Origin of the sequence: Mycobacterium sp. 141, from assembly GCF_000382405.1 — a bacterium.
GTDB lineage: Bacteria > Actinomycetota > Actinomycetes > Mycobacteriales > Mycobacteriaceae > Mycobacterium.
Window position 1 is genome coordinate 41,880 of sequence record NZ_KB908262.1, and the last position, 23,600, is coordinate 65,479.

The following is a 23,600-nucleotide window of genomic DNA, read 5'->3' on the forward strand; positions in this document are numbered from 1 at the left end:
GGTTTCTGACTGGACGTTTCTTAGGGTAAAACGCTCGCCTTATCGAACAGGACTACGTCGAGTAGGAGCTGTGGATGCCGAGTTGGACCAAAGACCTGGCTACTCAGCGGAGTACTTCCTTGACGTGGGGTATCACGTTGGAACCCCATGCCCCCAACCGTTTTGATCTAATGCGAGCTTGAGTGGCTGGTCGTCCAACGGGCCGGTCAGCTCGGACATTTTGTCATTGACCGTCTGCAAATGGGGCGAGGCCACCTCGCCGCCCGAGTCACTCCGCTACGAAACTAACCGGTCGACGAGAACCTGCACGGAGCCGGCTCAAGACGTCTGGCGACACCCTTATCGTTGAGTCACCCGTCCCGGACTACCGCCAGCAGTGGGCGTGACAACAGCCGATTTAACGATACCCCCACGGGTCCAGGCATTGGACGCCGAGTGGTTCGAAGTGTCGGGTGTTGCGGGTGACGACGATCTTGTCCGTGGCCTGGGCGACGGCCGCGACTAACGCATCGTCATACGGAGCGTGCTCGGGCACGCGGTAGGTGGCCAGTGTGCGGGCGGCGGCGAGATCGAAAGCCAGTGTCCGCCGGGCGAACACGGGCAGCACTTTGTTGTCGAACCAACGTCGTAGGTGTTCACCCTGAGCTGGGTCGGTCCGTTCCTTGGCGATCACGCCGCGTTCGATCTCAGCCAGCGTTGTGGCCGCGATGAACTGTTCGGACGCTTTTACCGAGTCTGCCCACGCTGCCACCGCCGGATTGCGTCCCGGCACGCGCAAAGCCGACACCACGTTGGTGTCGAGTACGTAGGTCACAGTTCTGGGGTGCGTGCGGTCAGGCCGAGGCGTTCGGGCTCGAAGTCGATGTCATGACCGGTGTCGGCAGCCAGCAGTACCGACATGGGGACATCCTCGCCCGACAGTCCCGCGGTGAGGATCGCACGGGCTTCGGCTTCGACGGAGTGATGGTGCCGTGCGGCACGTACGCGCAGTGCGGCCTTGGTTCCCTCGGGAAGGTTGCGGATCACGATCTGCTCCATACGACAATGATATCAAAAAAGTGATATCAAATTGCGATACCTCCCGCGGCGGTGACTCCCAAGTTCGTGATCAAACCGGCTGGCACGGTGATCAGCGGCTTCGGCCGCGACGGTCATGACATAAGCGTATCTAATGTATAGTAAGAATTATTAGCTTCACTGAAGCACCGGAGCGCCCTACGGTCGACCACATGGCCTCCCCTGTCCTGCTCGGCTTTCTGACCGCGATGACGCTTATCGCCGCCATCGGCGCACAGAATGCGTTCGTGCTGCGTCAGGGCATCCGTGGAGAGCACGTAATCCCGGTGATCGCGTTGTGCACGGTCTCGGATCTGATCCTGATCGCCGCCGGCATCGCCGGCGTCGGGGCGTTGATCACCGCCCATCCCGACGCGGTGATGGTCGCCAAGTTCGGCGGTGCCGCATTCCTCATCGGATACGCCGTACTGGCAGCCAAACGGGCCTACCAACCGTCGACCCTCAACCCATCGGAGAAGACGCCGGCACGCCTGGTTGAGGTGCTCCTGACGTGCGCAGCACTGACCTGGCTCAACCCGCACGTGTACCTCGACACGGTGGTCCTGCTCGGCTCGCTGGCCAACGAACAACACGAGCAGCGTTGGCTTTTCGGTGCGGGCGCGGTCACGGCCAGCGCCGTGTGGTTCGTCAGCCTCGGGCTGGGTGCCCGCCGGCTCGCCGGGTTGTTCGCCACCCAGCTGACCTGGCGCGTACTCGACGGCGTCATCGCCGTCACGATGGCAGCGCTAGGCGTGTGGATGGTGGTGTCTTGACGCATCCGCGGGGTCGCCGCCGCGCCGACCCGCTCCTTCGGCAAGCTGGATACCAACCGAAACCCGAGGAGGAGCATCCGTGGACTTCACGACGATCCGGCACCAGCTCGACGACGGCATCCTCACTGTTGTTCTCGACCGCCCGGAAAACCTCAACGCCTTCACCGTCGAGATGGCCGACGAGTTGGAACAGACCTTCGTGGCAGTCAACGATGATGACGCGGTCCGCGCGGTCATCGTCACCGGCGAGGGCCGGGCGTTCTGCGCGGGCATGGACTTGTCGAGTGAAGGCAATGTTTTCGGCCTCGATGAGTCGACGTCGCCGTCCCTGGCTGACATGGCCGATCTCGACTCCCCCGAGTTGCGGCGGATCCGCGATACCGGCGGTCGCGTGACCCTGGCGATCTACGCCTGCCGTAAGCCCGTGATCGCCGCCATCAACGGGGCCGCGGTGGGCATCGGCGCGACGATGACGCTTGCGATGGACGCCCGGCTCATGTCGACCAAAGCCCGGTTCGGCCTGGTCTTCGGAAAACTCGGTATCACCCCGGAAGCGTGCTCGACGTGGTTCCTACCCCGGATCGTCGGTATGCCAACAGCTTTGGACCTGGTATACCGCTCTGACATTCTCACCGCAGACGCTGCTCGCGAGATCGGGTTGGCGCAGGCGGTTCACGAACCCGACGCACTTCTCACCGAGGCGCGGGCCGTGGCCGATGCGTGGACGCGCGACCGCTCACCAGTGTCGGTCGCGCTCATGCGTCAGATGTTGTACCGGAACTCAGCCGAACCACACCCGGTCAACGCACACCGGGTGGACTCGCTGGCCATGTTCTACACCAGCATCGGCGACGGCAACGACGGTGTCCGGGCCTTCCTGGAGAAGCGGGCCCCGCAGTTCTCCGCCCGCGCCTCCGAGATGCCACCGTTCTACGGGGAGTGGATCCGCAGCGAGTAGCCCGCTGCCAGAAGCGCTTTCGAATTGAGCTTCGTCGTCGTGAAGGCGCCGATCGAGTTCATCCATCTACGGGGTAGTGCGGGCCGGCCGCCGGCGGCCGCAGCCGTCACCGCAACGGCGGTCGGTAACTCTTCAGTGACGCGACCACTGCAAAGCAGTTACTCTGGCTAAGTGCCGACAATTGTGTCCCGGCGGGGGTTTCTGGCTATCACCGCGGGTATGGCGCTCGTGGCCGCATGCAGTTCGGAAAAACCCGGCGAGGTCGCCAGGGACGGTTCCGTTACCGTCCGGCACGTCTTCGGCGAGACAAAGATCCCGGCCGCGCCGCAACGGGTGGTCAGTGCCGGCTTCACCGGCCAGGACGACCTCCTCGCGGTCGGCGTCGTACCGATCGCGGTCACCGAGTGGTTCGGCGGTGAACCGTTCGCGGTATGGCCGTGGGCCCGCCCCGAACTCGCGGACGCCCAACCCACCGTGCTGAGCCTGACCGACGGCATCCAAGTCGACCAGATCACGAGGCTCAAACCGGACCTCATCATCGCCACCAACGCCGGGCTGGACGCCGACACCTATACGAAACTGTCCAATATCGCCCCGACCATCGCGCAATCGGGCGCCGATGCCTTCTTCGAGCCATGGAAGGACCAGGCCACCAGCATCGGCCAGGCGGTGTTCAAGAACGACCAGATGACGGGCCTGATCAACGGTGTCGACGAGAAGTTCAAGACCGCCGCCGCCAACAACCCGCAGTTCAACGGCAAGAAGGCGCTGTTGCTGGGAGGCACGCTGTTCCGCGACAGCGTCCAGACGACCACCCCCGGCTGGCGCACCGACTTCCTGACGCAACTCGGCTTCACCATCCCACCGGTCGAGGAGCTGATTCCCCGCGACAAGATGGCCGCCGTCCTCGACAGCGCCGACGTACTGATCTGGACCACCGAGAGCGATCAGGACCGCGACGCGCTGCTCGCCGACCCCACCATCGCCGGCCTGCAGGCCACCGCCCGCAACCGCCACGTGTTCACCACCAAGGATCTGGCCGGAGCGATCGCCTTCGCCTCTCCGCTGTCCTACCCACTGGTGGCTGATCAACTGCCGCCGCTGCTGGCCCGCGCGCTGGCCTGACAAGATAGCCCGGTGACAAGCACCCAAGAGCAGGCGCACCGCGGCACGGCAGCCATCGGCTCCGCCTACTATCCGGTACTCGTCGCGGTGTTCACGGCGCTGGTGATCATCTCCAACGTCACGGCCACCAAGGGCGTCGCGTTCGGGCCCATCATCACCGACGGCGGGTTCATCGTCTTTCCGCTCACCTACATCATCGGCGACGTGCTCTCGGAGGTGTACGGGTTCAAGGCCGCCCGCCGCGCGATCTTCCTCGGCTTCGCGATGAACGTCCTGGCGGCATTCATCTTCTGGGTGACCATCTATCTGCCGGCTGCGGACTTCTATACCAACGAAGAGCACTTCGAGAATGTCGTGCACGCCTACACGCAGCTGATCGTCGCCGGGCTGGCCGGTTTCATCGTCGGGCAGACCATCAACGCGTGGGTTGTCGTCGCGATCAAGGAGCGGACCAAGGAGAAGCACCTGTGGGCCCGCCTCGTCGGATCCACCTTCGCCGGACAGCTGGGCGACACCCTGGTGTTCTGCAGCATCGCCGCCGGCGCCATCGGCATCTCGACCTTCAAAGACTTCGCCGTCTACACCGCGCTGGGCTGGTTCTACAAGACTGCCGTCGAGGTGGTCATGCTGCCGGTCACCTACCGCGTGATCGCTTTCATCAAGCGTCGAGAGCCCACATATCAGCTTGCGGTGTGAGGCTTCGGTAAGGCAGCTCTGGCAAGGCTCATAGAGCCGCCACTTTCATCCCTACTCGCAGGTAAGTTCGGATTATGAGTGTGACATCAGATGTGGTGGACGCGCTGGTCTTGCCAGCCGTTCACGAATATGGGGATCATGGGCTGCTGTTCGAGTTCGACAGTACCGCCGAGGTTTTGGCGTGGACCGCCAAACTGCAGGAGACCGATCTGCTCGGCGTCGTCGATATCGTCCCAGCATCTCGCACCATCCTGGTCAAGCTCGCCAGCCCGCGCTACCAGCCCGGCGCCCGGCAGCGGCTGAGCAAGCTCCGGCTGGCGCCGGAATCGATCGTGCCCCAACCCGCGAGCGGCAAGGTCGACCTGACGATCGATGTCGTCTACGACGGCGCTGACCTGCAGGAAGTGGCCACACTGACCGGGTTGACCCCTGCGGCGGTGATCGCGGCGCACATCGGCACCCCGTGGCGGGTCGGATTCGGCGGTTTTGTACCAGGTTTCGCATACCTGGTGGACGGCGACCCGCGACTACAGGTCCCCCGCCGCGCCGAGCCGCGCACCAGCGTGCCGCCCGGAGCCGTCGCGCTGGCCGGCGAGTTCAGCGGTATCTATCCGCGGCAGTCACCGGGCGGCTGGCAGTTGATCGGGCACACCAACGCCGTGCTGTTCGATGCCGATCGCGACAAACCGGCGCTGCTGACACCGGGCATGCGGGTGCAGTTCCGGGCAATCGGCTGACCGGCCACAGACGTAGGAGAAGTCGATATGACCACGACATTGGAAGTTCTGCGCACCGGTCCCCTGGCACTGCTCGAAGACCTGGGCCGGCCCGGCCTGGCGCACCTGGGCGTCACTCGCTCGGGTGCCGCCGACCGACGCTCCCACACGCTCGCCAACCGGCTGGTGGCCAATCCGGGTGAGCACGCCACCGTCGAGGTGACCTTCGGCGGGTTCTCGGCGCGGGTGCGCGGCGGCGACGTCGCCATCGCCGTCACCGGTGCCGACACCGATCCGGCGGTGAACGGAGTCCCGTTCGGCACCAACAGCATCCACTACGTGCATGACGGTCAGGTGATCTCGTTGGGCGCACCGCACTCGGGTCTGCGCAGCTATCTTGCGGTGCGCGGTGGCATCAACGTCGAGCCGGTACTCGGCTCACGCAGCTACGACGTGATGTCGGCGATCGGCCCGACCCCCCTGCGGCCCGGGGACATCCTCCCCATCGGGGAGCACACCGACGAGTTCCCCGAGTTGGACCAGGCGCCGGTCGCCGCGATCAGCGACGAAGTGGTCGAGCTGCGGGTGGTGCCCGGTCCACGCGACGACTGGTTCGTCGACCCCGACGTGCTCACCCATACCAACTGGCTGGTGACCAACCGCAGCGACCGGGTCGGCATGCGCCTGGTAGGTATGCCGTTGGATTACCGCTGGCCGGACCGCCAGCTCCCCAGCGAAGGCGCTACCCGCGGAGCAATCCAGGTACCGCCCAACGGTTTTCCGGTGATCCTCGGGCCGGACCATCCGGTCACCGGCGGCTATCCGGTGATCGGTGTGGTGACCGACGAGGACATCGACAAGTTGGGCCAGGTGCGGCCCGGCCAGACCGTCCGACTGCACTGGGCGCACCCGAGGCACCCGTTCGAATGAGCCGCACTGGCCATTGACCGGGTACCGAGCCGAGACACCCGCGCGCGTCACTGGTAGAAACAGGGTGTGCTTACCGGGGATTCTGCTCCTCACGTCCGTGGAGACTTTGGTGCTCGTGTCCGGGACATCCACACCGCACGCCTGGTCCATACCTCCGACCTTGACCACGAGACCCGCGAGGACACCCGCCGCATGGTCATCGAGGCGTTCGGTGGAGACTTCACCGACGCCGACTGGGAGCACACCCTCGGCGGTATGCACGCGCTGATCTGCCGTCATGGTGCGTTGATCGCGCACGGCGCGGTCGTCCAGCGGCGGCTGCTCTACCGCGACACCGCGCTGCGCTGCGGTTACCTGGAGGGTGTCGCGGTGCGCGAGGACTGGCGCGGTCAGGGGCTGGCCACCGCGGTCATGGACGCCCTGGAGCAGGTGCTGCGCGGCGCCTACCAGATTGGTGCGCTGAGCGCATCCGAAGAGGGCCGGCCGATGTACACGGCGCGCGGCTGGCTGGCGTGGCAGGGTCCGACCTCGGTGCTGCAGCCGGCGGGCGTGGCGCGCACGCCCGGCGACGACCGGTCGTTGTTCGTACTGCCCATCGATCTACCGGACGGCCTTGAACTGGACACCACCGCCGAACTGACGTGCGACTGGCGCGACGGCGACGTCTGGTAACCGCCTCGCACGTCGGTCTACTGCTGGTTCCACCTGTCCGCCGCAACAGGCGTCACAATGGTCCCGACAAACCGACACTCCTCGGTAATGGCCGAGGTAATGACTTGGAAACACGGCGTCCCATGACTGGAAACATGACCGAGCCCGACTGGGCACCGCTCACCGGCTTTCGTGTGGCGGTAACCTCCGCCCGACGTGCCGATGAGCTGAGCACGCTGCTGAGACGGCGTGGCGCGACGGTGACCAGCGCGGCCGCCATCACGATGGTTCCCCTGCCCAACGACGACGAGCTGCGCACCAACACCGAGACACTGATCGCGAATCCGCCCGACATCGTGGTTGCCACCACCGGGATCGGCTTTCGCGGCTGGATCGCCGCTGCGGCTGACTGGGGCGTGGACTCTGAGCTGACCCACGCCCTGAGCCAGGCGCGCGTCGTATCCCGCGGGCCGAAGGCCACCGGCGCGCTGCGAGCCGCCGGTCTGCCGGAGGAATGGTCACCGGATTCGGAATCCTCCCGCGAAGTCCTGCGCTACCTCGTCGAGCAGGGAATCGCGGGCTGCCGCATCGCCGTCCAGTTGCACGGTGCGACCGACGAATGGGATCCGTTCCCCGAATTCCTCGACGAATTGCGAAGTGCCGGTGCGGAAGTGGTGCCGATCAGGGTATACCGCTGGCATCCCGCGCCACGCGACGGCGAATTCGACCAGTTGGTGACCGGTATCGCCGAACAGCGTTTCGACGCCGTGAGTTTCACGTCGGCGCCGGCCGTGACCGCGGTATTGATGCGGGCTGCGGAGATGGGAATCGCCGATCAGGTGGTGGCGGCACTGCGCACCGACGTGCATGCGATGTGCGTAGGACCGGTCACCGCTCGGCCACTCGTCCAGCTCGGGGTGCCCGCCTCGGCACCCGAACGCATGCGGCTGGGTGCGCTGGCCCGCCACATCACCGACGAATTGCCTCTGCTGCAGGCCCGCACCGTCCGAGCCGCCGGTCACACACTGGAGATCCGGGCTACCTGCGTGCTGATCGACGGCGTGGTCAAGCCGCTGTCCCCGGCTTCGATGGCGACCATCCGCGCGCTGTCGCACCGACCGGGCGCGACAGTGTCCGAATTCGACCTGCTTGCCGTCTTGCCGGGTAGCGGAACCGACATTGACGCCGTGGAAACGGCAGTGCTGCAACTACAAACTGCCTTGGGAGACAAGAACATCGTGTCGGCGGAGGCGAGCCGCGGCTACCGGCTGGCTGTCGACGAACCACACTCTCCGGTGGATGCAGACCTCTCCGATGCGCGATAGGCCTGGCACTACTGTCAACCGTTACCGGCCGATCGCATAGAACTGACCTATGCCGCCACCGGCACGCTCAGCGTCGCCGAAGCCAGCGCGCAGCGCCAGCGCAGCGGCCGCCTTGTGGTGGCGTCCTACCTGTTTGCCGACGGGCTCTTCCAGGATCGGTTGTGTAATGCCGGTGAGGATATCGTCAGCGAGCCGCTGGGCTGGCACCCCGGCATGATTCGGCTGATCGCCAACCGGTTCCGCAGAGCCGGTGTGCTGGGCCTGCCGGCCGCGGCGTGCGGCCTGTGCGCCGACCACGAACGGCCCGGCAAGCACAGCCAGCAACGCCACTGCGCCACCTCCACCGACCGATAGTGCCGCCGTCCGGCGCTCGGCGACCAGCCCCTCGCACTGCTGGGCGTAGTCACTCATCGCATAGCCCGGCCCGGCCAGGGTGTGCTGGTCCAGATTGAGCAAATCCTGCTTAGCTGCGACGTCGTAGGACGGGTGCATACCGGTGCCGCACGGAATCGGCGCACCGGTGCGGTCGACCACATCAAGACCAAGTGGCAACGTCAGCGCGATCGCCGCGCCGAGCACGGCGGCCGCACCGAGCAAACCGACCATCTTCGCCATGGAACCCGCAAACGTCATCCTCGTCAGCCCCTTTTAGAAGCACCCTGCTACGCGATAGTAGCGGTCTACAGCGAACTTATCTAGTTAGCCATAAAGATCCGCCGGGGGTCGCTCACACTTATTCAACTACTGTTCATCGCGATGCTCTGCGGTATAAAGACCGTGTGTATGCCGATATTTGTCCACGTAGCCACATAGGTTGGCGTTCAAGTCGGTCACGGTGACGCAGTAATCGAAGGTTGTACTCAGCTATCGCGTGTCCAATGTTTCGGCCGATACGCCGCGCAACGGCTCCGACAGCGCCGAGTTCGCCGCAGCCACCGCGGCCCCGCTGCGGACGAACTCCACGGCAGCTTCGACCTCGCGGGACAGGAATCGGTCCTGGCCAGGGCCGGGCACCTGTTCGCGCAACGCGGCGACGACAGCCCCGGTCGCCGGGCCCGGCTGCAACGGTGCGCGCAGATCGATGGCCCGCGCCGCGGTCAGCAATTCGATGCCGAGCACCCGGGTCAGCCCGTCGATCGCCAGCCGGAGTTTACGGCCCGCAGACCATCCCATCGAGACATGATCCTCCTGCATCGCGCTCGACGGGATCGAGTCGACGCTGGCGGGCACGGCCAGCCGCTTGAGCTCGGACACGATCGCCGCCTGGGTGTATTGGGCGATCATGTGACCGGAGTCGACGCCCGCGTTATGCGCCAAGAACGGCGGCAGGTGGCGCGACCGTGCCACGTCGAGCATCCGGTCGGTACGCCGTTCACTCATCGACGCCACATCTGCGACTGCAATGGCCAGGAAGTCCAGCACGTAGGCGACCGGCGCTCCGTGGAAGTTGCCGTTGGACTCCACTCGACCGTCGATCGTGACGACCGGGTTGTCGATCGCCGAGGCCAGTTCGTAACCGGCGATGGTGCGGGCATGGGCGAGGGTGTCACGCGCAGCACCGGCGACCTGGGGCGCGCACCGCATCGAGTATGCGTCCTGGACGTAGGTGCAGTCGGGACCCACGTGGCTCGCCACGATCGGGGAATTCGCCAGCAGCGCACGCATATTCGCGGCCGCCACGGACTGGCCCGGCTGGGGCCGCAGGGCCTGCAGATCGGCCGCGAACACGCGGTCGGTACCGAGCATCGCCTCGACGCTCATCGACGCCGTCAGATCGGCGCAGCGCAGCAGCATGTCGAAGTCATGGCAGGCCAGCAGCAGCATACCGAGCATGCCGTCGGTGCCATTGATCAGCGCCAGACCATCCTTTTCCGCAGGCTCGACCGGCTCGATGCCGACCTCATGCATCGCGTCGGCGGACGCCCGCAGATTGCCTGCGGCGTCACGCACGTCACCCTCACCGAGAAGCGCGAGTGCGCAGTGTGCCAGCGGCGCCAGATCGCCCGAACAGCCCAGCGAACCGTACTCCCGCACGACGGGCGTGATCCCGGCATTAAGCAGGGCGGCCATGGTGGTGGCGATTTCCGGCTGCACCCCCGTGCATCCGGTGGCCAGCGTCGAAAGCCGCAGCAGCATGAGCGCGCGGACCACCTCACGCTCCACCTCGGGCCCAGATCCGGCGGCATGCGACCGGATCAGGGAGCGCTGCAACTGCACTCGCTGGTCGAGGGGGATGTGCACACTGGCCAGCGCACCGAAACCGGTCGACACCCCGTAGTGCGGTCTCACATCGTGGGCCAGCGCATCGATGATGGTGCGCGCCTCTGCGATCGCAGCAAGCGCGTCGCTACCGAGTTCCACGCCCACTCCGTGTCGGGCGACAGCAACGACGTCAGCCTCCGAAACCGGCCCCTGGCCGACGATGACCCGGGGCGGCGTGCTGTTCATCTGATTCTCCCTACCGAATGGGTGTGAGATCTCACGGAACCACGATGGACCAGCACCAGAGAGTGCGGGCGATTTTGATGGCAGTCGAACCGTGGAAAAGCCAAGTCCAGTCGCGGTTCTGCGACGGGGCGCTACAGCTCGATGAATGCATACATTCAGTATCGACTTCCAGGTTAGTGTGATTATCCAGTAGATATTGGCCGGGGACCGTGAACAGGTCTTCCTTCACAGTGCACATTCGGCTAACACCGTCGAATCGAGGGACGATGCCGACAGGGCGGACACCAGCAGCTGCGGCCAACGTTCGGCGCTCGCTCAACATGCTGATCGAGGGGCGGGCCAACGCTGGCTAGAGGAGTTCGACCAGCGCGCCGCAGACCGCAATCCGTTTCTCGATTAGCCGCTCTACCAACGAGGTTCAAGGGAGAGATCACATGGAAGGCGCCCGTCCAGTACGTGCCCCCCGCGGTACCACCCGGACTGCTCGCAGCTGGTACACAGAAGCCCCGCTGCGCATGCTGATGAACAACCTGGACCCGGAAAACGCCGAACGGCCGGACGACCTCGTCGTCTACGGCGGCACCGGACGAGCCGCCCGCAACTGGGCCAGCTTCGACGCCATGGTGCGCACCCTGAAGACCCTGGCTCCTGACGAGACCATGCTGGTGCAGTCCGGCAAGCCGGTCGGCGTGTTTCAGACCCATGAATGGGCCCCGCGGGTGCTGATCGCCAACTCGAACCTGGTCGGCGACTGGGCCACCTGGCCCGAATTCCGGCGGTTGGAGCACCTCGGCCTGACCATGTACGGGCAGATGACCGCCGGGTCGTGGATCTACATCGGTACCCAGGGGATCGTGCAGGGCACCTACGAAACCTTCGCTGCCGCAGCGGAAAAGCGCTTCGGCGGCACCCTGGCCGGAACCCTGACCCTGACCGGTGGCTGCGGCGGTATGGGCGGCGCGCAGCCACTGGCGGTGACCCTCAACGGAGGTGCCTGCCTGATCGTCGACGTCGACGAATCCCGGCTGCGTCGGCGCGTCGAACACCGCTACCTCGACGAGGTCGCCGACGACCTCGAGGACGCGATCAAGAAGGCCGTGGACGCCCGGACCAACAAGCAAGCCCGGTCGATCGGCCTCGTCGGGAACGCCGCCACGATCTTCCCCGAGTTGCTCCGCCGCGGTGTGCCGATCGATCTGGTCACCGACCAGACCAGCGCACACGACCCACTGTCGTACCTGCCGGAGGGCATCGACCTCGAGGACTGGCACGATTACGCGGAAAAGAAACCCGACGAATTCACCGACCGGGCCCGCGAATCCATGGCCAATCAGGTCAAGGCCATGGTCGAGTTCCAGGACGGTGGCGCCGAGGTGTTCGACTATGGCAACTCGATCCGTGACGAGGCCCGCCTCGGCGGCTACGACCGGGCTTTCGAATTCCCCGGATTCGTTCCCGCCTACATCCGCCCGCTGTTCTGCGAGGGAAAGGGCCCGTTCCGCTGGGTCGCGCTGTCGGGTGACCCCGAGGACATCTACACCACGGACAACGCCATCATGGACCTGTTCCCCGACGACGACCGCCTGCACAAATGGATGCGCGGCGCGCGTGAGCGCATCGCGTTCCAGGGCTTGCCCGCCCGCATCTGTTGGTTGGGTTATGGCGAACGCGACAAGGCCGGCGTGCTGTTCAACGATCTGGTGGCCAGCGGCAAGGTGTCGGCACCGATCGTCATCGGCCGCGACCACCTGGACTGCGGCTCGGTGGCCAGCCCCTACCGAGAGACGGAGTCGATGCTCGACGGATCAGACGCGATCGCCGACTGGCCGCTGCTCAACGCCCTGACCGCCACGTCGTCCGGTGCGGCGTGGGTGTCGATCCACCACGGCGGCGGCGTCGGCATCGGCCGGTCCATCCACGCAGGTCAGGTCGGTGTTGCCGACGGGACGGAGCTTGCAGCACAGAAGCTTTCCCGACTGCTGACCAACGACCCAGGCATGGGCATCATCCGCCACGTCGATGCCGGTTATGAGCGGGCCGAGGAGGTCGCGAAGCAACGCGGCGTCCGGATCCCGATGAAGGAGGGCTAGTGCCCGTACACGAGGAGGACAAGATGGACCCCGCACGCGAGGAGGACAAGATGGGTCAGCGCAATCTCTCGGAGCGATTCGTATCGCTGTGGGCATCGCTCACGCCGATCGGCCGCGACCCGGGCACCGGCGGTTACCGCCGATTCGCCTGGAACGCCGCCGATCACGAGGTGCGCGCATGGTTCATCGATCAGGCCAACCAGCGCGGCCTGTCCTACCGGGAGGACCGCAACGGTAACCAGTGGGCATGGTGGGGCGAGCCGGGACCGGATGCCGTGGTGACCGGAAGCCACCTCGACAGCGTGCCCGACGGCGGCGCCTATGACGGTCCGCTGGGTGTTGTCTCGGCTTTCCTGGCGGTCGACGAGCTTCGCGCGCAAGGGGTTGAGCCCGCACGTCCGTTCGCGGTGACCAATTTCGCCGACGAAGAAGGCGCCCGGTTCGGCGTCGCCTGTATGGGCAGCCGGCTGCTGACCGGCGTGATCGAACCCGACCGGGCCCGCGGGCTGAAGGACGCCGACGGCGTGACGCTGGGCGACGCGATGCGCGCCGCCGGTGTGAATCCCGACGGGCTGGGCCGTGATGAGCAGGCACTCGAACAAATCGGGGTATTCGTCGAACTTCATGTCGAACAGGGCCGAGCGCTGGTCGATATGGACGCCGCGGTAGGAGTCGCGACCGCCATCTGGCCGCACGGTCGGTGGCGGTTCGAATTCCTCGGCGAGGCAAACCATGCCGGCACCACACGCGTGGACGACCGCGTCGACCCCATGTTGCCGTTCGCGAGCAGCGTGCTCGCTGCCCGGGACACGGCCGCGCGCATCGGCGCCCTGGCCACCTTCGGCAAGGTTCTCGTCATTCCCAACGGCGTCAACGCGATTCCCTCGGCAGTCCACGGCTGGCTGGACGCCCGCGCGGCTGACGACATGGTGCTGGAGAAGTTGGTTTCGGAGGTCACCGCGGCGGGCGAGGCCGCGGCCGCCGAACACGGCGCCACGTGCACCGTGACGCGCGAGTCGTATTCGCCCGTCGTCGGATTCGATAACGGGCTGCGAGACCGAATCAGCGCATGGCTCGATGATGCGCCCCAGCTACCGACGGGGGCCGGCCACGACGCCGGGATCCTGTCAGCACACGTCCCGACGGCAATGCTGTTCGTACGCAACCCAACTGGTGTGAGCCACAGCCCGGCCGAACACGCCTCCGACGAGGACTGCGTCGCCGGAGTAGTGGCGCTGACGAAGGTGTTGCGGGAATTGGTGAATGGGTGAGTCGGTGATGCGATATTTCGCCGATTACGCCTGGCTCGGTGGCGACCAGGTCAGCGATCGGGTGCTCATCGAAGTCGACGGCGAGAGAATCAGTTCGGTGACGGCAGGGCAGGACCGCCCGCCCGACACCACCCATCTGCCGGGCGTGACGCTGCCCGGCCTGGCCAACGCGCACAGCCACGCGTTTCACCGCGCCCTGCGCGGACGCACCCACCGTGGTGGTGGAACGTTCTGGACCTGGCGCGAAGACATGTACGCCGTGGCCGGCCGGCTGGACCCGGACTCGTATCACGCGCTGGCCCGCGCCGTGTACGCCGAGATGGCCCTGGCCGGCATCACCTGCGTCGGCGAATTCCACTACGTACACCACAGCCCGGACGGGACGCCCTACTCCGAAGCGAACGCCTTGGGCGAGGCGCTCATCGACGCGGCCGCCGACGCCGGAATCCGGATCACACTGCTCGACACCTGTTATCTGACAGGTGGTTTCGACATCGATCTGCACGGCCCGCAGGTGCGGTTCACCGATGGCACCGCCGCCGCATGGGCCGACCGCGTCGAGCGGTTGGCCCCCAGCCGCCAGGCCCGCATCGGCGCCGCAATCCATTCGGTGCGCGCGGTTCCGGCCGATCAACTCGACACCGTCGCCGAATGGGCGCAGAGCCACGGTGCTCCGCTGCATTTCCACATGTCCGAACAGCGCGCGGAGAACGAGGCTTGTATGGCTGCACACGGCTGCACCCCGACCCAGCTGTTGGGTGACCACGGTGCCCTGGGGTCGCTGTCCACGGCGGTGCATGCCACCCACCTCACCGACGACGACATCGCCGCGTTGGCCGGTTCGCACACCTACGTGTGTATGGCGCCGACCACCGAGCGGGATCTCGCCGACGGGATCGGCCGGGCACGCGATCTGTCCGATGCCGGTGGGCTTTTGGCTCTCGGCAGTGACAGCAACGCCATCGTGGACCTCTTCGAGGAAGCCAGGGCCATGGAACTCGACGAGCGGCTGCGCACCGAGTACCGCGGGCACTGGTCGGCGGCGGAGCTGATGCGGGCTGCGACGTCCGACGGGCACGCCTCGCTGGGTTGGCCCGAGGCGGGCCGGATCCAACCGGGTGCGCTCGCCGACTTCGTCACCGTCACCCTCGACTCCGTGCGGATGGCGGGCGCGGACGCCGCCACGCTGCTGGAGTCGGTGGTGTTCGCCGCGTCCGCCGCCGATGTGACCGATGTGGTGGTCGGCGGACGCCGCGTGGTCGAGCACCGACAACACGCCCGAGTCGCGGATATTCCTGCAGCGCTGCATGATTCGATCAGAGCGGTGGTCCGTTGAGTAGTCTTCTGATCGACAACATCGGCGCCTTGGTCACCAACGACCCGACACAGCAGGCCGGCCTGGTCGGCTTGATCGAGGACGCCGCCCTGGTTTTCGACGACGGCGTAGTGGCATGGGTCGGCCCGCGCGGCGCGGCACCGGATACCGACGACCGGGTCGACGCCGACGGCCGGGCCGTCATACCCGGGTTCGTGGACAGCCACAGCCATCTGGTGTTCAGCGGTGACCGCTCGGCCGAGTTCGCCGCGCGCATGGCCGGAAAGCCCTACAGCGCAGGCGGAATCAACACCACTGTCAACGCCACGCGCGCGGCGAGCACCGCCGAACTGCGGGCCAACGTGGGGCGCCTGATCGCGGAGTCGCGGCGCTCCGGAACCACCACCAACGAGTGCAAGTCGGGCTATGGACTCACCGTCGAGACCGAGCTGCAGAGTCTGCAGCTCGCCGCCGAGTTCACCGACGAGGTCACGTTCCTCGGGGCCCATCTGGTGCCGCCCGAATACGCCGACCGTCCCAACGACTACGTGGAATTGGTGTGCACGGCCATGGTCGACTCCTGTGCGCCCGCCGCAAAATGGATCGACGTGTTCTGCGAGCGTGGCGCGTTCGACGGTGACCAGACCCGGAAGATCCTCACGGCCGGGGTCGAGCGGGGCCTCATCCCGCGCGTGCACGCCAATCAGCTCGGCCCGGGCCCGGGTGTGCAAATTGCCGTGGAGTTCGATGCCGCCTCAGCCGATCACGCCACCTTCCTCGATGACGAGGACATCGCTGCGCTTGCCGCAGGCAACACCGTGGCCACGCTGTTGCCTGCCACCGAATTCGCCACCCGTCAGCCCTATCCGGATGCCCGGCGGTTGCTCGACGCAGGTGTCACCGTGGCGTTGGCCAGCAACTGCAATCCGGGTTCGGGTTTTACCACCAATATTCCGTTCTGCATCGCGGTGGCAGTGCGGGACATGAAGATGACGCCTGACGAAGCACTGTGGTCAGCGACCATGGGTGGAGCACGCGCGTTGCGCCGCACCGACGTCGGGCATCTGGCCGTCGGCGCTCGCGCGGATGCCGTACTGCTGGAAGCGAATTCACACGTACACCTGGCCTACCGGCCCGGCGTGCCATTGATCGAGGCGGTGTGGCGGGGCGGCGAGCAGGTCGTCGGCAGCGTCGGGAACCGGCACGGTCGGACTGGCAGCGCGTAATCAGGCTCGGACGGCTTCGCTGACGGCGAACAATCGCCGGGAACATGAGCGTAGTCCACTCAAGTTATAGGGGTAGCAGACCGGTGCAGTGCCGGTCTCCACCGACGAGGAGATTGAACATGAGCACATTGGCAGTGTGGGGCCGGCCCGGACATCCGGTCGACAGCTGGGTACGCACCGATACCCTCGCTCCTCGCGTCCGCGGCGAATGGATCAAGGACTTCAGCCCAGCCGCCGAGGTCAGTAAGGAAGGCGACGACGCGGTGGTGCGGCTGGAGCTGCCCGGAGTCGATGTGGCCAAGGACGTCAACGTCGAGCTCGACCGGGGCCTGCTGGTGATCCACGGTGAGCGTCGCGACGAGCGTGCCGAGAACACCGAGGGACGCACCGTGAGTGAGGTCCGCTACGGCTCGTTCCGCCGCGCCTTCAAGCTCCCGGCACACGTCACCGATGACGCGATCACCGCGTCCTACGACGCCGGAGTGCTGACCGTCCGGGTGGCCGGGGCCTACACCGGCGCCGAGCCGCGGCGCATCGAGATCTCGAGCAACTAGGAAGACAACGAAAGCCGGTGGAAATCAAGCAGTTCCACCGGCTTTACGCTATCGAGGGATCAGACCTCGCGTGGACAGACAGGGAACGTTCAGCGCCAGCGGACCAGGATCTCGTTCGCAGTCCCGGTCAGTGCCCGCTGCAGGAACGGTCCGAAGCTGATTCGGCCCACGCCGAGCGGGCCGAATGACGCCGGATCGTCGGCCTCCGGTATCGCGATCGCATTGACGGGCAGCGGCAGCTCAGATGTCAACTGTCGCATGGTTTCCGGATCATGACATCCCACCGGGTACAGGCAGTCGGCACCGGCCTGGGCGGCCAGTTTTAGCCGCGCCACCGCACGTTCTACGCGATCACTCTCCGAACCGTCCTGACGCAAGAACAGATCGGTGCGGGCGTTGATCACGACATGCACCCCGGCCGCGTCGGCGGCGTTGCGCAGTTCACCGACCAGCGCGGCATGCTCCTCGGGCTCGCGCAGCCGCTTGCCCTCCTTGTGCACGGTGTCCTCGATGTTCAGCCCGACCGCACCCGCGTCCAGCAGACCGTCGATGAGCCGCCCCGGCGTCTCTCCGTACCCGGACTCGATGTCGACCGAGATCGGCACGTCGACCGCACCGCTGATCTGGGCAACCCGCGCGGTCAGATCATCGAACGACATGCCCTCACCGTCGGCTTTCCCGACCGAATCGGCCACCGGATGGCTGCCCAGCGTCAACGCCGCGAAGCCCGCATCAACGGCGGTTTTGGCAGACCAGGCATCCCATACCGTGGGCAAAACCACCGGATTGCCCGGCCGATGCAACGCCAGCAGAGCCCTCGCGCGGTTCTGCAGAACCTGTTGGGACAGAACTTGTCGGGACATGCTCAAACCTCCCACTCAACGTGACCCGTGTCACTCTCAACTCATGATGCAGCTAGCACAGTTGTCGTAATGTGATTCATGACACCTTCAGCCCAAGGAGGTCACATGCCCAACTCCGAATTCGCCGAACTGCACGACCTCATAGACGAGATGCGTCGTTGCGTCACAACGCTGGCGGCCAAGTACGGCGACTCACCGGCCACGCGTCGCGTGGTCAATGATGCCGAACGCATCCTGCTCGACATCGACCGACTCGACATCGATGCCGAAGAACTCGAGATGCGCCACGGTGTCACCCGGCTGCGGCAGGACACCGAGAAGATCGCGATCCCCGACACCCAATACGACAGTGAATTCTGGGGAGACATCAGCGACGGCGGCGTCAGCGGCTAGTGGCGACACCACGGGCAGTTGACGCCTCACACAACAACTGAACCTGACGAAAGGGAACCGTGAGCGCGAACACCGCTGACCGTCGTGCGACCGGGGTCTTCTCCCCCACGCGCGCCCAGATTTCGCAGCGCACACTGCGGACCGACCGGTGGTGGCAGGCGCCGCTGCTGACAGATCTCGGCCTGGCGGCGTTCGTCATCTACGCCACCATCCGGGCGTTCTGGGGCAGCGCTTACTGGGTTCCGCAGTACCACTACCTGACGCCGTTCTACTCGCCGTGCGTGAGCACCGCGTGCGCTCCGGGAGCGAGCCACTTCGGGCACTGGGTCGGCGCCCTGCCCTGGTTCATCCCGATGGCCTTCATCTCTCTGCCGTTCCTGTTGGCATTCCGGCTGACCTGCTACTACTACCGCAAGGCCTACTACCGGTCGGTCTGGCAGTCACCGACCGCCTGTGCGGTAGCCGAGCCGCACGCGAAATACACCGGAGAGACCCGCCTTCCGCTGATCGTGCAGAACGCCCACCGGTACTTCTTCTATGTCGCAGTGCTGATCTCGCTGGTGAACACCTACGACGCAACCGTGGCGTTCCACTCCGAGGCAACCGCCAGCGGTTTCGGATTCGGTCTGGGCAACCTGATCCTGGTCATCAACGTCATTCTCCTGTGGGTGTACACCGTTTCCTGCCACTCCTGCCGGCACGTCACCGGCGGACGCCTCAAGCACTTCTCCAAACATCCGGTCCGGTATTGGATCTGGACCCAGGTGTCCAAGCTCAACACCCGGCACATGCAGTTCGCGTGGATCACGCTGGGCACCCTGATGCTCACCGACTTCTACATCATGCTGGTCGCCAGTGGAACCATCTCGGACCTGAGATTTGTTGGCTGACAATGCAATTCATAATGATCAAAGTAGTGGGGATATAGATGGCTGAACTGGAACGGCATCAATACGACGTTGTCGTGATCGGTGCCGGCGGCGCAGGACTGCGCGCGGTGATCGAGGCCCGCGAGCGGGGTCTGCGAGTGGCAGTGGTGACCAAATCGCTGTTCGGCAAGGCACATACGGTGATGGCCGAGGGCGGCTGCGCCGCGGCGATGCGCAACGTCAACACCAAGGACTCCTGGCAGGTGCACTTCGGTGACACCATGCGCGGTGGCAAGTTCCTCAACAACTGGCGGATGGCCGAACTGCATGCGCAGGAAGCCCCGGACCGGGTCTGGGAACTGGAGACCTACGGAGCGTTGTTCGACCGCACCAAGGACGGCAAGATCAGCCAGCGCAACTTCGGTGGCCACACCTACCCGCGGCTTGCGCACGTCGGCGATCGCACCGGCCTGGAGATCATCCGCACCCTGCAGCAGAAGATCGTCTCGCTACAGCAGGAGGACAAGCGCGAACTCGGCGACTACGAGGCGCGCATCAAGGTGTTCCACGAAACCGCGATCACCGAGCTGCTGTTGGACGATGCCGGGCCCGAGAAAAGAGTGGCTGGGGCGTTCGGCTATTACCGCGAAAGCGGTAATTTCGTGCTGTTCGAGGCCCCCGCGATCGTGCTGGCCACCGGCGGCATCGGCAAGTCGTTCAAGGTGTCGTCGAATTCGTGGGAGTACACGGGCGACGGGCATGCGCTGGCTCTGCGCGCCGGCTCGACCCTGATCAACATGGAGTTCATCCAGTTCCACCCCACCGGCATGGTATGGCCGCTGTCGGTGAAGGGCATCCTGGTCACCGAGGGGGTTCGCGGCGACGGCGGGGTGCTCAAGAACTCCGAGGGCAAGCGGTTCATGTTCGACTACATCCCCGCGGTGTTCAAAGGCCAGTACGCCGAGACCGAGGAGGAAGCCGACCAGTGGCTCGCCGAACAAAGAGGATCAGCCGACGGCAATGCCCGGCGCACTCCTGACCTGCTCCCCCGCGACGAGGTGGCTCGCGCGATCAACTCCGAGGTGAAGGCGGGTCGCGGTTCGCCACACGGCGGGGTGTATCTGGACATCGCATCGCGCATGCCGACCGAGGAGATCAAGCGGCGGCTGCCGTCGATGTACCACCAGTTCATGGAGCTCGCCGAGGTCGATATCACCAAGGACGAGATGGAGGTCGGGCCGACCTGCCACTACGTGATGGGCGGGATCGAGGTCGACCCGGACACCGGTGGCGCCATCACCCCCGGTCTGTTCGCAGCTGGTGAATGTTCGGGCGGGATGCACGGCTCGAACCGGCTGGGCGGAAACTCACTGTCGGACCTGTTGGTGTTCGGCCGCCGTGCCGGGCTCGGTGCCGCCGACTACGTGCGGGCGTTGCCGGAGCGGCCGAAGATCTCCGACGCCGCGATCGGAGAAGCCGTCGCAACCGCGTTGGCGCCATTCGAGCAACACGAGCAGCCCGAGAACCCGTACGCATTGCACGCCGAGTTACAGCAGTCGATGAACGACCTCGTCGGCATCATCCGCAGAGAAGCCGAGATCGAAGAAGCGCTCGACAAGCTCGCCGAGCTACGCCGACGTGTGCACAACGTCAGTGTCCAGGGCGGACGGGTCTTCAATCCCGGCTGGCACCTGGCAATCGACCTGCGCAACATGCTCCTGGTCAGTGAATGCGTCGCGAAGGCCGCACTGGCGCGCACCGAAAGCCGGGGCGGACACACCCGCGACGACCACCCGAGAATGGACGCCAATTGGCGCAACACGCTGCTGGTATGCCGGACCGTCGACGATGAGGCCGGTGATGCGCTGGTCCCGGACGTCTCGGTGACACCGGAATCGCAAGCCCCGATGCGGGCCGACCTGCTGGCCACCTTCGAGCTGTCCGAACTGGAGAAGTACTACACCCAGCAGGAACTGGCCGAGCACCCCGATTGGAAGGGCTGAGATGGCTAAATACGACGCGAGTCTGCGGGTCTGGCGCGGAGACAATACCGGCGGTGGCTTGCAGGACTACACCGTCGAGGTCAACGACGGCGAGGTGGTACTCGACATCATCCACCGGCTGCAAGCCACCCAAACGCCCGATCTGGCGGTGCGGTGGAACTGTAAGGCGGGCAAGTGCGGGTCTTGCTCGGCGGAGATCAACGGCCGCCCACGGTTGATGTGCATGACGCGGATGTCGACGTTCGACCCTTCCGAGACGGTCACCGTGACACCGCTGCGCACCTTCCCTGTCATGCGCGACCTGGTCACCGATGTGTCGTTCAACTACGAGAAGGCCCGGCAGATCCCGTCCTTCACCCCGCCCAAGGATCTGCAGCCCGGCGAGTACCGCATGCAGCAGGAGGACGTCAACCGCAGCCAGGAATTCCGTAAGTGCATCGAGTGCTTCCTGTGTCAAAACGTCTGCCACGTGATCCGTGACCACGATGAGAACAAGAAGTCCTTCGCCGGCCCGCGTTTCCTCATGCGGATCGCCGAACTGGACATGCACCCGCTGGATACCGTCGATCGCCGGGACATGGCCCAGGACGAATTCGGGCTGGGCTACTGCAACATCACCAAGTGCTGCACCGAGGTCTGCCCGGAAAATATCAAGATCACCGACAACGCGCTGATCCCTATGAAGGAACGCGTGGTGGACCGCAAGTACGACCCGATCGTGTGGCTGGGCAACAAGCTCTTCAAGCGGTAGGACAACACAACAGCCAGTGTTCAATGACGAGGCGGCGTAGGCTCGTCGAGAGCAGCCAATCAAAGTCGAAAGGCAGCCGATGAGCATGCGACAGACCTACAGTGTCAACGACATCCGTACGGCAATCCGCCAACTTTCGGCCCGCGCGGAACTGGCCCGCAAGGAAGGCCGGCCGGAAGACGCCGCCGAGATCGAACAACGAATCGCCGGTTATCGCGAGGAACTCTCCGAACGTCCCTGAGCTGCCTGGTCAGTCCTCACCCAGCCGACGAAATGCACTGCGGTGGAACACGATCGGTGCGATATCGGAGTGCACGGTGATCTCGCTGACCCGCAGCAGCACAATGGTGTGATCGCCGGCGGGCACCAATTGTTCGATGGCGCTCTCCAACCACACGCTGGTGCCGTGGATGAACACCGCACCCGATTCGCGTGATTCGGTCTCCAGACCCGCGAAGCGGTCGCCGGTCTTGGCTGCCAGCGTGCGGACGGCGGCGTCGTGGCACTCGCCAAGCACACTGATGCCGAGGGCGGGCAGTTCCTTGAGCTTCGGCCATGTGGTGGAACTGTTCTGCACACAGAAGGACACCAGCGGCGGGTCCAGAGATACCGGGACGAAAGTGCTGGCAGCCAGACCGACCAGCGCGCCATCGACCTTGGCGGCGATCGCGATGACACCGGTCGGGAAATGACCGAACGCTTCACGCAGCGATGTCGGGCTCAAATCTGTAGCACTCATATCAGCTCCATCTTCACATGCAGCGTCACCCACCGGCCACCGTCACGCTTGCCGTGAACAGAACTTGGCCGCCCCACCGCCGAGCGGTTTGAGTAGCCTGACGCCATGCCCAACGTGTCGATTCCTTCCGTGCTGTGTGAACGTTCTCGTCTGGACGGGTAGCCGGACGACCGCTGAATCAACATGTGGATTACGCCGTTGCTGGTGATGGCCGCTGCGGTCAGCCTGGAGCCGTTTCGGCTCGGCATGACGGTCCTGATGCTCAACCGGCCCCGACCGCTGCTGCAACTCGTCACGTTCCTCGCCGGTGGTTTCGCGATGGGCATCCTGGTGGGTGTGACAGCGCTGTTTGTCCTCAGACCGGCCTTGGGATCAGCCCATTTCGCCCTGCCCAGGGTGCAGATGGCGGCAGGTGTGATCGTGTTGCTGGTCGCGGCGGCTGTGGCCGTTGGCCTCGGTGGGACGAAAGCCGGACGCCGGGGACAGCTCGCGACACGCACCAGCCGACTGATGGAAGGCCATTCGTTGTGGATAGCGGGCGTCGCGGGGCTCGGCATCGCACTGCCGTCCGTGGACTATCTCGCCGCGCTCACGATCATCATCGCCTCCGGTGCCGCGGCCGCCACCCAGGTCGGTGCGTTACTGCTGTTCAACGTGGTGGCGTTCGGGCTCGTCGAGATCCCTCTGATCTGTTACCTGGTGGCTCCGGACCGCACTCGGGCGATGCTTTCGGCACTACACGACTGGCTGCGGGCGAGGCACCGCCGTGAAGCCGCCGCCCTGCTGGCCACGGTCGGCTGCGTGCTGTTCATCGTTGGGTTCGTCGGCCTGTAGCGACGCCGAGGCAC

General features: G+C 65.4%; 25 protein-coding genes. 19 read left to right on the top strand and 6 right to left on the bottom strand.

Going from position 1 to position 23,600, the window contains the following annotated elements; genetic code table 11:
• Positions 1-397: 397 nt before the first annotated feature.
• Both H276_RS0112785 and H276_RS0112790 read right to left on the bottom strand, forming a co-directional pair.
• Positions 398-814 (bottom strand): type II toxin-antitoxin system VapC family toxin, encoded by a 417-nt coding sequence (locus tag H276_RS0112785; RefSeq protein WP_019971707.1) that lies wholly within the window; start codon positions 812-814, stop codon positions 398-400.
• Positions 811-1,026, bottom strand: a complete 216-nt coding sequence (locus tag H276_RS0112790) for a FitA-like ribbon-helix-helix domain-containing protein (RefSeq protein ID WP_155943082.1) — start codon at positions 1,024-1,026, stop codon at positions 811-813. The genes H276_RS0112785 and H276_RS0112790 overlap by 4 nt, the downstream gene beginning before the upstream one ends.
• Positions 1,027-1,229: 203 nt before the next feature.
• On the opposite strand from H276_RS0112790, the gene lysE reads away from it, so the two are divergent.
• From lysE to H276_RS0112830, 8 genes are all read left to right on the top strand, one after another.
• Positions 1,230-1,829: an L-lysine exporter gene (gene lysE, locus H276_RS0112795; protein ID WP_019971709.1), complete on the top strand. Its 600-nt coding sequence runs from the start codon at positions 1,230-1,232 to the stop codon at positions 1,827-1,829.
• Positions 1,830-1,908: 79 nt separating this feature from the next.
• Positions 1,909-2,787, top strand: a complete 879-nt coding sequence (locus H276_RS0112800; protein ID WP_019971710.1) for a crotonase/enoyl-CoA hydratase family protein — start codon at positions 1,909-1,911, stop codon at positions 2,785-2,787.
• A gap of 171 nt (positions 2,788-2,958) precedes the next feature.
• Positions 2,959-3,912, top strand: a complete 954-nt coding sequence (locus H276_RS0112805) for an ABC transporter substrate-binding protein (protein ID WP_026356924.1) — start codon at positions 2,959-2,961, stop codon at positions 3,910-3,912.
• A gap of 12 nt (positions 3,913-3,924) precedes the next feature.
• The gene (locus H276_RS0112810) at positions 3,925-4,608 is read left to right on the top strand and encodes a queuosine precursor transporter (RefSeq protein ID WP_019971712.1); all 684 of its coding nucleotides are present in this window, start codon (positions 3,925-3,927) and stop codon (positions 4,606-4,608) included.
• Between the two features lie 74 nt (positions 4,609-4,682).
• Positions 4,683-5,345, top strand: a complete 663-nt coding sequence (locus tag H276_RS0112815; protein WP_026356925.1) for an allophanate hydrolase subunit 1 — start codon at positions 4,683-4,685, stop codon at positions 5,343-5,345.
• A 27-nt stretch (positions 5,346-5,372) separates the two neighbouring features.
• On the top strand, positions 5,373-6,254 hold the full coding sequence (locus tag H276_RS0112820) for a 5-oxoprolinase/urea amidolyase family protein (RefSeq protein ID WP_018602656.1): 882 nt from the start codon (positions 5,373-5,375) through the stop codon (positions 6,252-6,254).
• Between the two features lie 66 nt (positions 6,255-6,320).
• Positions 6,321-6,926 (top strand): GNAT family N-acetyltransferase, encoded by a 606-nt coding sequence (locus H276_RS0112825; protein ID WP_081625463.1) that lies wholly within the window; start codon positions 6,321-6,323, stop codon positions 6,924-6,926.
• Between the two features lie 134 nt (positions 6,927-7,060).
• Positions 7,061-8,230 carry a uroporphyrinogen-III synthase gene (locus tag H276_RS0112830; protein ID WP_019971715.1) on the top strand — a complete coding sequence of 390 codons (1,170 nt, stop codon included), beginning with the start codon at positions 7,061-7,063 and terminating at the stop codon, positions 8,228-8,230.
• A gap of 21 nt (positions 8,231-8,251) precedes the next feature.
• On the opposite strand, the gene H276_RS25665 is transcribed toward H276_RS0112830, so the two are convergent.
• Entirely contained in the window at positions 8,252-8,863 is a 612-nt protein-coding gene (locus H276_RS25665) for a hypothetical protein (RefSeq protein ID WP_155943077.1), read from the bottom strand.
• A gap of 231 nt (positions 8,864-9,094) precedes the next feature.
• The gene (gene hutH / locus H276_RS0112840) at positions 9,095-10,678 is read right to left on the bottom strand and encodes a histidine ammonia-lyase (RefSeq protein WP_019971717.1); all 1,584 of its coding nucleotides are present in this window, start codon (positions 10,676-10,678) and stop codon (positions 9,095-9,097) included.
• A gap of 434 nt (positions 10,679-11,112) precedes the next feature.
• Between hutH and hutU the strand changes: the two genes are divergently transcribed.
• The 5 genes from hutU to H276_RS0112865 all read left to right on the top strand — a co-directional run bounded on the left by hutU (position 11,113) and on the right by H276_RS0112865 (position 17,134).
• A complete protein-coding gene (hutU, locus tag H276_RS0112845) occupies positions 11,113-12,768 on the top strand; it encodes a urocanate hydratase (protein WP_026356927.1) in 1,656 nt (551 codons plus the stop codon).
• A 50-nt stretch (positions 12,769-12,818) separates the two neighbouring features.
• The gene (locus tag H276_RS0112850; protein WP_026356928.1) at positions 12,819-14,039 is read left to right on the top strand and encodes an allantoate amidohydrolase; all 1,221 of its coding nucleotides are present in this window, start codon (positions 12,819-12,821) and stop codon (positions 14,037-14,039) included.
• Positions 14,032-15,375, top strand: a complete 1,344-nt coding sequence (locus H276_RS0112855; protein WP_019971720.1) for a formimidoylglutamate deiminase — start codon at positions 14,032-14,034, stop codon at positions 15,373-15,375. The genes H276_RS0112850 and H276_RS0112855 overlap by 8 nt, the downstream gene beginning before the upstream one ends.
• Positions 15,372-16,580 carry an imidazolonepropionase gene (hutI, locus tag H276_RS0112860; RefSeq protein ID WP_019971721.1) on the top strand — a complete coding sequence of 403 codons (1,209 nt, stop codon included), beginning with the start codon at positions 15,372-15,374 and terminating at the stop codon, positions 16,578-16,580. The genes H276_RS0112855 and hutI overlap by 4 nt, the downstream gene beginning before the upstream one ends.
• Positions 16,581-16,699: 119 nt before the next feature.
• A complete protein-coding gene (locus tag H276_RS0112865; RefSeq protein ID WP_019971722.1) occupies positions 16,700-17,134 on the top strand; it encodes an Hsp20/alpha crystallin family protein in 435 nt (144 codons plus the stop codon).
• Positions 17,135-17,223: 89 nt separating this feature from the next.
• On the opposite strand, the gene H276_RS0112870 is transcribed toward H276_RS0112865, so the two are convergent.
• A complete protein-coding gene (locus H276_RS0112870) occupies positions 17,224-17,997 on the bottom strand; it encodes an isocitrate lyase/phosphoenolpyruvate mutase family protein (protein WP_019971723.1) in 774 nt (257 codons plus the stop codon).
• Between the two features lie 105 nt (positions 17,998-18,102).
• Between H276_RS0112870 and H276_RS0112875 the strand changes: the two genes are divergently transcribed.
• From H276_RS0112875 to H276_RS24685, 5 genes are all read left to right on the top strand, one after another.
• Positions 18,103-18,390: a hypothetical protein gene (locus H276_RS0112875; RefSeq protein ID WP_019971724.1), complete on the top strand. Its 288-nt coding sequence runs from the start codon at positions 18,103-18,105 to the stop codon at positions 18,388-18,390.
• A gap of 59 nt (positions 18,391-18,449) precedes the next feature.
• Complete coding sequence (locus tag H276_RS0112880; RefSeq protein ID WP_019971725.1) at positions 18,450-19,280, top strand: hypothetical protein; 831 nt, start codon at positions 18,450-18,452, stop codon at positions 19,278-19,280.
• Positions 19,281-19,318: 38 nt separating this feature from the next.
• Positions 19,319-21,262: a fumarate reductase/succinate dehydrogenase flavoprotein subunit gene (locus H276_RS0112885; RefSeq protein WP_019971726.1), complete on the top strand. Its 1,944-nt coding sequence runs from the start codon at positions 19,319-19,321 to the stop codon at positions 21,260-21,262.
• A 1-nt stretch (position 21,263) separates the two neighbouring features.
• Positions 21,264-22,013: a succinate dehydrogenase/fumarate reductase iron-sulfur subunit gene (locus tag H276_RS0112890; protein WP_019971727.1), complete on the top strand. Its 750-nt coding sequence runs from the start codon at positions 21,264-21,266 to the stop codon at positions 22,011-22,013.
• Positions 22,014-22,092: 79 nt separating this feature from the next.
• The gene (locus H276_RS24685; RefSeq protein ID WP_019971728.1) at positions 22,093-22,254 is read left to right on the top strand and encodes a hypothetical protein; all 162 of its coding nucleotides are present in this window, start codon (positions 22,093-22,095) and stop codon (positions 22,252-22,254) included.
• Between the two features lie 9 nt (positions 22,255-22,263).
• On the opposite strand, the gene H276_RS0112900 is transcribed toward H276_RS24685, so the two are convergent.
• Positions 22,264-22,752 (bottom strand): flavin reductase family protein, encoded by a 489-nt coding sequence (locus tag H276_RS0112900; RefSeq protein WP_026356930.1) that lies wholly within the window; start codon positions 22,750-22,752, stop codon positions 22,264-22,266.
• A 183-nt stretch (positions 22,753-22,935) separates the two neighbouring features.
• Between H276_RS0112900 and H276_RS0112905 the strand changes: the two genes are divergently transcribed.
• Positions 22,936-23,586, top strand: a complete 651-nt coding sequence (locus H276_RS0112905; protein ID WP_019971730.1) for a GAP family protein — start codon at positions 22,936-22,938, stop codon at positions 23,584-23,586.
• The last annotated feature ends 14 nt before the right edge of the window (positions 23,587-23,600 follow it).